Here is an 11,725-nt window from a genome sequence, read left to right as displayed (position 1 = left end):
TCTCGGTCTCGGTCTCGGTGAGATCCTCCCGTTCTCCTTCGGCGTCCACCCCCCCGATGCCCTCCGCTGCGGGCACGTCGGGCCTCGCTTCCGGCGTCGGTACGGTCTCAGGCGTCCCATTCACCGTCTCGCTCGCCTGCCCGTCGGCGACGTCGCTGACCGGGGCGAGGTCGGCCGGTCGCGCGGGTGGCGTCGGCACCTGCGTCGGTGCCGTCTCCTGCGCCGTCACCGGCCCGGCAAGGAAGGCCAGCACCGGCGCGAGGATCAGCGCCCTCATTCCACGAACTCGACGGTCACGCCGCTCGACACGAGATGCGCAAGCTCCTCAGCGTCCCAGTTGGTCATGCGCACGCAGCCATGGCTCGCCGCGTTGAACAGCGAATCCGGCTTGGAGGTGCCGTGCAGCCCATAGGTCGGCTTGCTGAGGTCGATCCAGACAGATCCTACTGGGCCGTTGGGGCCGGGCGGCAGGATCAGCACCTCGTCATTGTCGCCCTGCTGGAAGTTGATGTCAGGGTTGTAGGTGTAGGTCGGGTCCAGCGCCACGGCGACCACCTCGACCGTGCCGGAGGGCGACGGCGTCTGCGACGATCCGATGGTGACGGGGTAGTTCAGGATCATCCGGCCATCAGCGTCGAAGCCCGCAAGGCGGCTCGTGTCCTTGCGCACTTCGATGCGCGCCACTTTCGTCTCGAGCCGGGGGCCGGGATCGGTGACGGTGATGGTGGTCCCCGTCTGCCATGCCGCCTGCGCGTTGAGCGCCGTGAGAAAGTCCTCGGACATGTGGAACCGCTCGGCCAGCTTTTCGGTGACGCGGGTGTAGCCGAGTTGGTCGAGCTCGGCGAGTTCGGCATAGTCGTCGGGCAGCGGCGCGCTCAGCCCCGAGATGTCGTCCTCGGTGATCGTGTAGCTTTGCAACATCGGTTTGGAGAGATTGGCGGTGAGCGCGTCCCACACCTGCTGATCAAGCTGCCCATCGGCGGCAAAGCCCTCGCGCGTCTCGAAGGCGGCAATGGCGCTCTCGCTCATCCCGCCCTTCCAACCGTCGATGATGCCGGGCGAGACATGCGCGCGGTCGAGCAGCACCTGCACCTTGACGGTGAGGGCCGATTGGCCGTCGGGGAGCGTGCCGCCTTCATAAGTCGCGGCCTCGATCGCCTCGGGGCTGGGCACGCCCTTGGCCGGCTCGGCCTGCATCGCGGCCTCGTCGGGCATGGGAACGACGGTCGGAACCTCGACCGAAGGGCTAGAGCCGCCGCCAGACTGGTCCGGCGTGCCCTGCTGTGCCTCGACCGGTCGCGCGCCGCTGTTTTCGAGAAGCCGCAGCGTTTCGGGCTGGGCCGAGGACCCGCCCGGAGTCGGCACGGGGAGCGGTTCGGGGGATGCGGCGGGTGCCGGTTCAGACTGTGCTGCTGGGGAGGACGGCGCCTCGCTCGCGCCGTCGGGGGAAGTGGTCCCGCCGGAGGTGTCTGCGGGCGATGCGCCGCCTGAGGCGTCGGAGGGCGCGCCCTGCAGGATCTCGCGAGTGTCGGCCGCGATGTCCGCGCCGCTTTCCTGCGATTGCTGCGCGAGCGCGCCACCGGCCGCGAGGGCGAAGACGGACAGGGAAAGGCGGGTCAGGGTTCGGCTCATCGGGCGCTCCTCGAAACGGGTTCGAAGGCCAACGCCCCAAGCCCGCCCGGAGGTCCGCGCCTCAGAGTTCGAGCCGGATCTTCAGCGCCTCCTCAACGCCGGAGGGCACGAAGGACGACACGTCGCCGCCCAGCCGCGCGATTTCCTTGACCAGCTTAGAGGCGATGGCCTGATGGCGCGCCTCGGCCATGAGAAAGACCGTCTCGACCGACTTGTCGAGCATCCGGTTCATGCCGACCATCTGGTATTCGTATTCGAAATCCGCCACCGCGCGCAGGCCGCGGATGATCATCTGCGCGCCCGCGTCGCGCGCCGCGTCGATCAGCAGGTTCTCGAAGGGATGCACCACGATCTGGGAGCCGCAGGCGGCGGCGATCGGCGCGGTCTCGGCCTCGATCATCGCCACCCGTTCATCGAGCGAAAACAGCGGCCCCTTGTCGCGGTTAATCGCCACGCCGATCACCAGCCGGTCGACCAACGTGCAGGCGCGGCGGATGATGTCGGTGTGGCCGAGTGTGACCGGATCGAAGGTTCCGGGGTAGAGCCCGATGCGCATGACGTCTCCTCGCCGCATGTTCGCGCGCCACACGACATCACGGCGGCGCGAGATGCAAGACCCCGCGCCGCACGGGCACGGCTCGGCATGACCGCCGGGCTCAGTGGCCCATGATCATCCCTTCAAGCGCATCCTTCTCCATCGACAGCTCCGACAGCCGCGCCTTGACCACGTCGCCGATCGAGATCAGCCCGATCATCTCCTCGCCATCGACCACGGGGATATGGCGGAACCGGCCTTCGGTCATCCGTGCGAGCACGTGATCGGCAACCTCCTCGCGGTGGCAGGTGACCGGATCGGCGGTCATCATCGCCGCGACCTTCTCCTCGAGGCAGTCCGGCCCGCGCCGACCGATCTCGCGCACGATGTCGCGCTCCGAGATGATGCCCTGCGCGCGCTTGCCGTCCTGAGAGACCACGAGGGCGCCGATGCGCTTGTCCGACAGCTGCCGCGCGGCCTCGGCCACCGTGGTGTCGGGCGTCACGGTGGCGACGGTATCATTGGCCTTGGATTTCAGGATCTGTTGCACGAGCATGGACGCCCTCCTCTGCTGGCGCCCCCGATCTCCGGGGGCCATGAGTCAACCGTCGCGCTCCGCGCTCCCCACTGTCAAGCATTCCGCTTCGAGACGCGCGACCTCCGCACGCATCGCCGCCATCAGCGCCGCGGCAAAGCGCGACAGCCGCGCCGAGCGGCGGTCGGCGGCGTGGCGCACCAGCCAGAAGGCCCGGGTGAGCGACAGCTCTCGGGTGAGGACACGGACCAGTTCCGGCGCGAAGGGCAGCGCGAAGTCATGCACGATGCCGATCCCCGCATGGCGCAACATCTGCAGCTGAACCGAAACCGAGTTCGAGGCCAGTGGCACGCCGCGCGCGCCCAGATCCCCGAGATAGTCGAGTTCGCGGTCGAAGATCATGTCGGGGATGTAGCCGACGAGAGGCCTGTCCCCGAGCGCCGCGAGGCTTTGCGGCGCGGGCGCGTCACGGCGTTGCGCGAGGCTCAGCCGGTAGTCGGTGATCTTCTGCACGGTGAGCCGCCCGGTTTCCGGCGGGCTTACGGTGATGGCCATGTCGGCCTCGCGCTTGGAGAGGTTCACCACGCGGGGCAGCGCCAGGATCTGCACTTCGAGGTCCGGGTTCTGCCCTTGGATCGCCGCGCAGACCTGCGGCAGGATGAAATTGGCGCAGCATCCGGCGCACCGATGCGGATCTGTCCCGCGAGGCCGCGCTCCTGCGGCCCCGCCTCGCCCGCCAGCGCCAGCGCCGCCTCGGCGCGCGCCGCATGCACCTGAAGCCGTTCGCCCCGCCCGGTCAGCGCGTATCCCTGCGGGCTCTTGACGAAAAGCGCCGCGCCCAGACGCTCCTCAAGCCGCGCGATACGCCGCCCGAGCGTCGCGGGGTCCATCCTGAGGCCGGGTGCCGCCGCCGAGAGGCTTTCGGCCCGCGCCACGGCGAGAAAGACACGAATGTCGTCCCAGTTCTCCACGCACATCCCTTCATCTTGCAAAAATGCAAAACCGTTTTGGTATCCTGCCGCTTCTACAGGCATTTCCGCAAGGCTATACCTGCTTTTGACAGTTATCGTTTTCGGAGGACCGGACATGCAGAACCTGACCCATTACATCGGCGGCGCACATGCCGAGGGCCGCTCGGGCCGTTACGCCGACGTCTTCAACCCCGCCACCGGCGAAGTGCAGTCGCGCGCGCCGCTGGCCTCGCGCGAGGAGATCGACCTCGCCGTCGAGACCGCGCAGAAGGCCCAGCCCGGCTGGGCCGCGACCAACCCGCAGCGCCGCGCCCGGGTGATGATGGAGTTCGTGCGTCTGCTGAACCGCGACATGGACAAGCTGGCCGAAGCGCTGTCGCGCGAGCATGGCAAGACCATTCCCGACGCCAAGGGCGACGTGCAGCGCGGCCTCGAGGTGGTCGAGTTCTGCATCGGCGCGCCGCATCTGCTCAAGGGCGAATACACTGATGGCGCGGGCCCCGGCATCGACATGTATTCGATGCGCCAGCCTCTCGGCGTTTCGGCGGGCATCACGCCGTTCAACTTCCCGGCCATGATCCCGATGTGGATGTTTGCCCCCGCCATCGCCTGCGGCAACGCCTTCATCCTCAAGCCGTCCGAGCGCGCGCCCTCGGTGCCGATGATGCTCGCCGAGCTGATGGAAGAGGCCGGACTGCCCAAGGGCATCCTGCAGGTCGTCAACGGCGACAAGGACGCGGTGGACGCGATCCTCGAGCATGAGGGCATCGCTCGGTGGGCTTCGTGGGCTCCACCCCGATCGCGGAATACATCTATGGCAAGGGCTGCGCCCACGGCAAGCGCGTGCAATGCTTTGGCGGTGCCAAGAACCACATGATCATCATGCCCGACGCGGACATGGAAAAGGCCGCCGACGCGTTGGTCGGCGCGGGCTACGGTGCCGCCGGCGAACGCTGCATGGCGATCTCGGTCGCGGTTCCGGTGGGCGACGAGACCGCCGATCGACTGATCGCGGCGCTCAAGCCCCGGATCGAAAGCCTCAAGGTCGGGCCCTACACCTCGGGCGACGACGTGGATTTCGGACCGGTCATCACCGCCGCTGCCAAGGAGAACATCCTCAAGCTGGTGCAGTCGGGCGTGGATGCGGGTGCGGAACTGGTCGTCGACGGGCGTGATTTCGGCCTGCAAGGCTACGAGAACGGGTTTTTCGTCGGCGCGCATCTGTTCGACCGCGTGACGCCGGACATGGAGATCTATCGCAAGGAGATCTTCGGCCCGGTCCTGTCGACCGTGCGCGCGGGCTCCTACGAGGAGGCGCTCAAGCTCGCCATGGATCACGAGATGGGCAACGGCACCGCGATCTTCACCCGCGATGGCGACGCGGCGCGCGACTTCGCCAACCGCGTGAACGTGGGCATGGTCGGCATCAACGTGCCGATCCCGGTGCCGCTGGCCTATCACAGCTTTGGTGGTTGGAAGAAATCGGCCTTCGGCGATCTTAACCAGCACGGCACCGACAGCTTCAAGTTCTACACCAAGACCAAGACGGTCACCGCGCGCTGGCCGTCGGGCATCAAGGATGGCGGCGAGTTCAACTTCAAGCCGATGGACTGACCCGTCACGGCAATGTGGCTCGACAGGGGGCGGCGTCCGCGCGACGCTGCCCCCATCGCGTATTTCGCGCGAGGAGGCCGCATCATGCCGACGCGCCGACGCTTTCTCCTTCGCGGGCTGGCCGCCACCGCCGCCCTGCCACTTTGGGTTCTCGCGGCGCGGGCGGGTGGCCTCGCTGCCGCCGCCCCGCCCGCCACGCCGCGCGGCGCGCCGCCCGTACGGCCTGCCATGGGCAGGCTCCACGAGGTCGAGATCAAAGGGTTCGCCTTTCTGCCCGCCGCCCTGACGATCGCGGCGGGCGACATGGTAATCTTCACCAACGCCGATCTGGCGCCCCACACCGCCACCTCCGAAACCGGGCTGTTCGATAGCGGGCGCCTCGGCCGCGGCCAATCGGTGCGCATGTCCTTTGCCACGCCCGGCACCTACCCCTATCTCTGCACGCTCCATCCGAAAATGCGCGGCACGATCACCGTCGCCTGACGCGTCTCGGACCCGTAACGCGACGCGCCGCGTTGGCCCCGGCAACAAGCCGGAGGGCCGCGCCCATGTCAGATCCCGCCTTTTCCCTCGGAATCGAGGAGGAATATCTCGTCGTCGATGCCGAGACGATGGACCTCGCCGCCGTGCCGGACGAAATGCTCGCCGCCGCCAAGAAACGGCTCGGCGATCAGGTTAGCCCCGAGTTCCGCGACTGCCAGATCGAGATCGGCACATCGGTCGCCGCCGACATCGCCGAGGCGCGCGCCGATCTTGCGCATCTGCGCGGCGGTCTGGCCGAGGTGGCCGATGATCACGGCCTCGCGCTCGTCGCCGTGTCGTGCCACCCGTGGGGCGACCCCGAGAGCCAGGGCACAGGCCATGCCGCCCGCTACGACAAGATCGCCGAGGATATCGGCGGCATCGCGCGCCGGCTGATGACCTGTGGCATGCATGTGCATGTGGGGCTTGGCGAGGATCACGAGCTGCGCGCCGACCTGATGGCGCAGGCGAGCTACTTTCTGCCCTTCGTACTGGCGCTCTCGGCCTCGTCGCCCTACTGGCGCGGCGAAGACACGCGGCTGTCGTCCTGGCGGCTCAACATCTTCGACCAGTGCCCGCGTTCGGGCCTGCCGCCCCGCATCGAAAGCTGGGCCGAATATCGCAAGATGGTCGATGCGCTGGTCAGCGCCGGGATCATCGAAGACGCCTCGAAGATCTGGTGGGATCTGCGCCCCTCGGAGGCATGGCCGACGTTGGAGACGCGCATCGCCGACGTGATGCCGCGCATGGAAGAGGCGCTGTCGGTCGCGGCCTTCGTGCAATGCGTGATGCGGATGCTCTATCGGCTCAAGACCGAGAACAAGCGCTGGCGCGTTTATGAGCGGTTCCTGATCGAGGAGAACCGCTGGCGCGCGCAGCGCTACGGCACCGAGGGCACGCTTCTCGACCTTGGCCGGAACCAGTTGCGCCCCATGCAGGAACTCCTGGGCGAACTCGAGGAGATGATGGAGCCCGACGCGCGGGCGCTGGGCTGTCTCGATGAGCTGCGCGGCACCCGCCGGATCGCACAGCAGGGGTCTTCGGCGACGCGGCAGCGCCGCGCCTATGATGCTGCGATCAGCGCGGGGGCCGAACCGCGCGAGGCGCTTCGCAAGATGCTGCGCGGCGTGTCGGCCGAATTTCTGGAAGGGGTGGAGCGCGGAGTTTCGCCGTCGTGATCGCAGCGCGGGGAACGGCCCGTAGGTTTGCGGTGTTGTCTGGTCAAATCCGTTACTGGAGTGCAGCACCATGAAGACCATCCTTGGCCTCGGCACCGCGCTGACCCTCGCATTCGCCCCCATGGCCGTCGACGCCAAGCCCAAGTTCAAGGTGCGCGGCAACGCCGCCGTGGCGCAGCTTCTCAACGGTGCAGTCGCCGCGAACGCCAAGCAGGTGCGCAAGGTTGAAAAGGAGCTGCGCAAGGCCGCGCGCAAGGCGGGCGTCCCGCTGGGCGTCGCCACCACGGTCGCCGTCGCCGCTGGTGGCGGCGCGGCCGCAGCGCAGGCCGCCCGACCGGCACCGGTCCGCTTTGCCCCCGAACAGGTGAACCTGCGCCCGCGCCTGCGCCCCGAGAACATCGGTTACGCCAGCCTCGACGAGCGCCCGCGACACCACCGGTGACCACGATACAGGACGGTGCGCGGGTCGTGACCTCGTCGCTTGCCGCCGAAGCAGCGACGGCCCCCGTCTCGCGCCGCGTCACCTCCACCAACTCGGTCGAGATCGCCGATACGACGGTGACAACAACCGGACCGAAGACGGTTCAGGTCGAGACTGACCGTGTGTCCACCGATCCGGTTCTGGCCGAGGCCGACAGGATCGAGACGTCCAGCGAGGTTCAGCCTGTCTCGCTCGAAGCCGATGCCAGCAACGGATCGACCCTTTTCGGTGGCCCGACCGGGTACTGAGCCCCCTGACCGGACCACATCGAGAAAAGGCCGCCCCGAGGGGCGGCCTTTTTGTTTTGGCACGGTCCTATTCGGCCGCGATCTTGCGCGGTTTCAGCATCGGCTTGAGATAGCGGCCCGTATGGCTCGCCTCGACCTCGCCCACCTCTTCGGGCGTGCCCGTGGCCACCACGGTACCGCCGCCATCGCCGCCCTCGGGGCCGATGTCGATGATCCAATCGGCGGTCTTCACCACGTCGAGATTGTGCTCGATCACGACGACGGTGTTGCCGCTTTCGACCAGTTCGTGCAGCACCTCAAGAAGTTTGCGCACATCCTCGAAATGCAGGCCGGTGGTCGGCTCGTCGAGGATATAGAGCGTGCGGCCCGTCGAGCGGCGGGCCAGTTCCTTGGAAAGCTTCACCCGCTGCGCCTCGCCGCCCGAAAGCGTCGTCGCCTGCTGGCCGACCTTGATATAGTTCAGACCGACGCGGCACAGCGCGTCCATCTTCTCGCGGATCGAGGGCACCGCCTTGAAGAACTCCTGCGCGTCCTCGACCGTCATGTCGAGCACATCGGCGATGCTCTTGCCCTTGAACTTCACCTCCAGCGTTTCGCGGTTGTAGCGCGCGCCCTTGCAGGTTTCGCAGGTGACATAGACGTCCGGCAGGAAGTGCATCTCGATCTTGATGACGCCGTCGCCCTGGCACGCCTCGCAGCGGCCGCCCTTGACGTTGAACGAGAACCGCCCCGGCTTGTAACCGCGCGCCTTGGACTCCGGCAGGCCCGCGAACCAGTCGCGGATCGGAGTGAAGGCGCCGGTATAGGTCGCGGGGTTCGAACGCGGGGTGCGGCCGATCGGGCGCTGGTCGATGTCGATGACCTTGTCGAGATGCTCGAAGCCCTTGATGGTTTCGCAAGGCGCGGGTGCTTGCCGCGCGCCATTGAGCTTCATCGCGGCGTTCTTGTAGAGCGTCTCGATGGTCAGGGTCGACTTGCCGCCGCCCGACACGCCGGTGACGGCAACGAACTTGCCCAGAGGGTAGTCGACCGTGACCTCTTGCAGGTTGTTGCCGGTGGCCTTGACCACCGTCAGCTTTTTACCGTTGCCAGCGCGCCGTTCGGCCGGCACCGCGATTTCACGGGTGCCGACGAGGTATTGGCCGGTGACCGAGTCCGGGTTGGCCATGATCTCCTGTGGCGTGCCTTCGGCCACGATGGCGCCGCCATGCACGCCCGCGCCCGGCCCCATGTCGAAAACGTAATCCGCCTCGCGGATCGCCTCCTCGTCATGCTCGACCACGATCACCGTGTTGCCCTGATCGCGCAGGTTCTTGAGCGTGGTCAGCAGCCGGTCGTTGTCACGCTGATGCAGGCCGATCGACGGCTCGTCGAGGACGTAAAGCACGCCGGTCAGGCCCGAGCCGATCTGGCTCGCCAGACGGATCCGCTGGCTTTCGCCGCCCGAGAGCGTGCCGGCGTTGCGCGACAGCGTCAGGTAATCGAGACCGACATTGTTGAGAAAGCCGAGCCGCTCGCGGATCTCCTTGAGGATGGCGCGGGCGATCTCGTTGTTCTGCTTGGAGAGCGCGGCGGGCACGGTCTCGCACCACTCATGCGCCTCGCGGATCGACATCTGCACCACTTGGCCGACATGCCGAAGGCCAGGCGCGCCGTCCTTGGCCGAGCCGATCTTGACCGCCAGAGCCTCTTCGCGCAGGCGGTAGCCATGGCAGGTGCCGCAGGCGCGGTTGTTCTGGTACTGCTCCATCTCCTCGCGGACCCAAGCGCTGTCGGTCTCGCGATAGCGGCGCTCGAGGTTGGGGATCACGCCTTCGAAGGGGCGCGACACCTTGTAGACGCGGCCGCCGTCATCATAGCGGAAATCGATCTCCTCCTTGCCCGAGCCGCGCAGGAACACCTGCTGCACCTTTTCGGGCAGGTCCTTCCAGCGCGCGGTTTTGGGCACGCCGTAATGCTTGGAGATGGCCTCGATGGTTTGCAGGAAATAGGGCGTCTTGCCCTTGCGCCACGGTGCAATGGCGCCATCGGCGACCTTGAGCGTGACATCGGGTACCACGAGGCGTTCGTCGAAGAACAGCTCGACCCCGAGACCGTCGCAGGAGGGACAGGCCCCGAAGGGCGCGTTGAACGAGAACAACCGCGGCTCGATCTCGGGGATGGTGAAGCCCGAGACGGGACAGGCGAACTTCTCAGAGAAGGTGATCCGCTCCGGCTCGCCCTCGGCGGGGGCCGTCTCAAGGATCGCGATGCCATCGGCCAAATCGAGCGCGGTGCGGAAGCTGTCGGCGAGACGCGTCTCGAGCCCTTCGCGCACCACCACCCGGTCGACCACGACGTCGATGTCGTGGCGGAACTTCTTGTCGAGCGTCGGCGGGTTCTCAAGCTCGTGGAACTCTCCATTCACCTTGACCCGCTGGAAACCCTGCTTGCGCAGCTCCACGAACTCCTTGCGATACTCGCCCTTGCGGTCGCGCACGATCGGCGCGAGCAGGTAGCCGCGCGTGCCCTCCTCCATCGCCATGACCCGATCGACCATGTCCTGCACCTGCTGCGCCTCGATCGGCTGGCCGGTGGCGGGGGAATAGGGCGTGCCGACCCGCGCGAAGAGCAGGCGCATGTAGTCGTAGATCTCGGTCACGGTGCCGACGGTCGAGCGGGGGTTCTTCGAGGTCGTCTTCTGTTCGATCGAGATCGCGGGCGAGAGGCCCGAGATGTGATCGACATCGGGCTTTTCCATCATGTCGAGGAACTGCCGCGCATAGGCCGAAAGGCTCTCGACATAGCGGCGCTGGCCTTCGGCATAGATCGTGTCGAAGGCGAGAGAGGATTTGCCCGAGCCCGAAAGCCCGGTGATCACCACCAATTGGTCGCGCGGAATGTCCACGTCGACGTTCTTGAGATTGTGCTCGCGCGCGCCGCGCACCTCGATCTGCTTCAGTTCCGGCATGCAGGTCCCCACCAGTGTCCAGCCCGGAAGATAGGGCCTCGCGGTCCGATCTCCAACCGCGAAATGAGAACGAAAGGGTAACACATGGCGGGGCTGCGCGAAATGCCGCAACCCGCCCCATGTTGATCGCGGCGGATGCCAGGTCGCGGCACGGGTACGCGGCGTGCGCGCCCCTCAGAGACCGCCCATCCGGGCGGGCCAGCTATGCCTCTGCCAGAAGCCACGGCCCTGCGACGCGTCTGCTTCGAGAAGTGCATGCCCGGGCCGCGCGGCGACAAGGCCGTGCAGCCGTTCGTTCAGGGCCATGTCGGCCTGTCCCGTGATCGGCAGCCCGTGATCCGCCTCGAAGGTGCGAATGGCGCGCGCCAGCCGTGGACCTGCGAGGCCGTCCATTCGGCCCGGCTCGTAGCCGAGATGCTGTAGCAGAACCTGAATTTCAAAGACCGACTCGCGGTCGGCCTCCATGGAATGCGCAGGCGCGACGAAAGCCACCATGCCCGCGGCCAAGTAAAACAATGGTAAACGCATAACCCCCCCTTTTCCGGGAAAAACAGCCCCGGAGGGTTCCATCTTAACACAAAACGCCCCCGACCGGTCAGGTCGGAGGCGTTCCATGATCCTGCGGTGCGACGGAGATCAGAAGTGGATCGCGCGGCCATAGGCGTCGAGCACGCTCTCATGCATCATTTCCGACAGCGTCGGATGCGGGAACACCGTCTCCATCAGCTCCTTTTCCGTGGTCTCGAGCGTGCGGCCCACGATGTAGCCTTGGATCAGCTCGGTCACTTCGGCCCCGACCATATGCGCGCCCAGAAGCTCGCCGGTCTTGGCGTCGAACACGGTCTTGACCATGCCCTCGGCCTCGCCCAGCGCAATCGCCTTGCCGTTGCCGATGAACGGAAAACGCCCGACCTTCACGTCAAAGCCCATCTCCTTGGCCTTGGCCTCGGAATAACCGACCGAGGCCACCTGCGGCTGGCAGTAGGTGCAGCCCGCGATGCTCTCGGGCTTGACCGGGTGCGGATGCCCGCCCGCGATCAGCTCGGCCACCATGACGCC

11 protein-coding genes and 2 pseudogenes are annotated in these 11,725 nt (G+C 67.0%); 5 read left to right on the top strand and 8 right to left on the bottom strand.

Annotated features, from left to right (window positions below; translation table 11 throughout):
* The 5 genes and pseudogenes from MBELCI_RS16770 to MBELCI_RS16750 all read right to left on the bottom strand — a co-directional run.
* Window positions 1-277, bottom strand: a 277-nt coding sequence (locus tag MBELCI_RS16770; RefSeq protein ID WP_045320396.1) for a hypothetical protein, incomplete at its 3' end; no start/stop codon positions are given.
* Window positions 274-1,632 (bottom strand): L,D-transpeptidase family protein, encoded by a 1,359-nt coding sequence (locus MBELCI_RS16765; RefSeq protein ID WP_021695438.1) that lies wholly within the window; start codon window positions 1,630-1,632, stop codon window positions 274-276. The genes MBELCI_RS16770 and MBELCI_RS16765, both read right to left, overlap by 4 nt.
* Before the next feature lie 61 nt (window positions 1,633-1,693).
* Window positions 1,694-2,188, bottom strand: coding sequence for a pantetheine-phosphate adenylyltransferase (gene coaD, locus MBELCI_RS16760; RefSeq protein WP_021695437.1), 495 nt, complete (start codon window positions 2,186-2,188; stop codon window positions 1,694-1,696).
* Window positions 2,189-2,288: 100 nt separating this feature from the next.
* On the bottom strand, window positions 2,289-2,723 hold the full coding sequence (locus MBELCI_RS16755) for a CBS domain-containing protein (RefSeq protein ID WP_021695436.1): 435 nt from the start codon (window positions 2,721-2,723) through the stop codon (window positions 2,289-2,291).
* Window positions 2,724-2,768: 45 nt separating this feature from the next.
* Window positions 2,769-3,679, bottom strand: a pseudogene (locus MBELCI_RS16750) (LysR family transcriptional regulator).
* A gap of 109 nt (window positions 3,680-3,788) precedes the next feature.
* Between MBELCI_RS16750 and MBELCI_RS16745 the strand changes: the two are divergent.
* The 5 genes and pseudogenes from MBELCI_RS16745 to MBELCI_RS16725 all read left to right on the top strand — a co-directional run bounded on the left by MBELCI_RS16745 (window position 3,789) and on the right by MBELCI_RS16725 (window position 7,716).
* Window positions 3,789-5,287 (top strand): annotated as a pseudogene (locus tag MBELCI_RS16745) (CoA-acylating methylmalonate-semialdehyde dehydrogenase).
* An 84-nt stretch (window positions 5,288-5,371) separates the two neighbouring features.
* On the top strand, window positions 5,372-5,770 hold the full coding sequence (locus MBELCI_RS16740; RefSeq protein ID WP_021695433.1) for a cupredoxin domain-containing protein: 399 nt from the start codon (window positions 5,372-5,374) through the stop codon (window positions 5,768-5,770).
* A 65-nt stretch (window positions 5,771-5,835) separates the two neighbouring features.
* Entirely contained in the window at window positions 5,836-6,987 is a 1,152-nt protein-coding gene (locus tag MBELCI_RS16735) for a carboxylate-amine ligase (protein ID WP_021695432.1), read from the top strand.
* Between the two features lie 70 nt (window positions 6,988-7,057).
* The gene (locus tag MBELCI_RS16730; protein ID WP_021695431.1) at window positions 7,058-7,429 is read left to right on the top strand and encodes a hypothetical protein; all 372 of its coding nucleotides are present in this window, start codon (window positions 7,058-7,060) and stop codon (window positions 7,427-7,429) included.
* Window positions 7,426-7,716, top strand: a complete 291-nt coding sequence (locus MBELCI_RS16725; protein WP_021695430.1) for a hypothetical protein — start codon at window positions 7,426-7,428, stop codon at window positions 7,714-7,716. Before MBELCI_RS16730 ends, MBELCI_RS16725 begins: the two co-directional genes overlap by 4 nt.
* Before the next feature lie 67 nt (window positions 7,717-7,783).
* Here MBELCI_RS16725 and uvrA read toward each other — a convergent pair whose 3' ends face one another.
* From uvrA to MBELCI_RS16710, 3 genes are all read right to left on the bottom strand, one after another.
* Window positions 7,784-10,666: an excinuclease ABC subunit UvrA gene (gene uvrA / locus MBELCI_RS16720; protein WP_021695429.1), complete on the bottom strand. Its 2,883-nt coding sequence runs from the start codon at window positions 10,664-10,666 to the stop codon at window positions 7,784-7,786.
* 174 nt (window positions 10,667-10,840) lie between these two features.
* Entirely contained in the window at window positions 10,841-11,161 is a 321-nt protein-coding gene (locus MBELCI_RS16715) for a peptidoglycan-binding domain-containing protein (RefSeq protein ID WP_021695428.1), read from the bottom strand.
* A gap of 141 nt (window positions 11,162-11,302) precedes the next feature.
* Window positions 11,303-11,725, bottom strand: a 423-nt coding sequence (locus MBELCI_RS16710) for an oxidoreductase dimerization domain-containing protein (RefSeq protein ID WP_045320395.1), incomplete at its 5' end; no start/stop codon positions are given.

Source organism: Limimaricola cinnabarinus LL-001, assembly GCF_000466965.1.
Taxonomy (GTDB): domain Bacteria; phylum Pseudomonadota; class Alphaproteobacteria; order Rhodobacterales; family Rhodobacteraceae; genus Limimaricola; species Limimaricola cinnabarinus.
Note: the sequence above shows the minus strand (reverse complement) of the source record. Positions and strands in the feature narration are given on the sequence as shown.

Excerpts from the sequence above, each read along its gene's own strand:
- MBELCI_RS16715 (WP_021695428.1), bottom strand. The coding sequence starts at position 11,161 with ATGGTGGCTTTCGTCGCGCCTGCGCATTCCATGGAGGCCGACCGCGAG.
- MBELCI_RS16740 (WP_021695433.1), top strand. The coding sequence starts at position 5,372 with ATGCCGACGCGCCGACGCTTTCTCCTTCGCGGGCTGGCCGCCACCGCC.
- coaD (WP_021695437.1), bottom strand. The coding sequence starts at position 2,188 with ATGCGCATCGGGCTCTACCCCGGAACCTTCGATCCGGTCACACTCGGC.
- uvrA (WP_021695429.1), bottom strand. The coding sequence starts at position 10,666 with ATGCCGGAACTGAAGCAGATCGAGGTGCGCGGCGCGCGCGAGCACAAT.
- MBELCI_RS16765 (WP_021695438.1), bottom strand. The coding sequence starts at position 1,632 with ATGAGCCGAACCCTGACCCGCCTTTCCCTGTCCGTCTTCGCCCTCGCG.
- MBELCI_RS16735 (WP_021695432.1), top strand. The coding sequence starts at position 5,836 with ATGTCAGATCCCGCCTTTTCCCTCGGAATCGAGGAGGAATATCTCGTC.
- MBELCI_RS16730 (WP_021695431.1), top strand. The coding sequence starts at position 7,058 with ATGAAGACCATCCTTGGCCTCGGCACCGCGCTGACCCTCGCATTCGCC.
- MBELCI_RS16755 (WP_021695436.1), bottom strand. The coding sequence starts at position 2,723 with ATGCTCGTGCAACAGATCCTGAAATCCAAGGCCAATGATACCGTCGCC.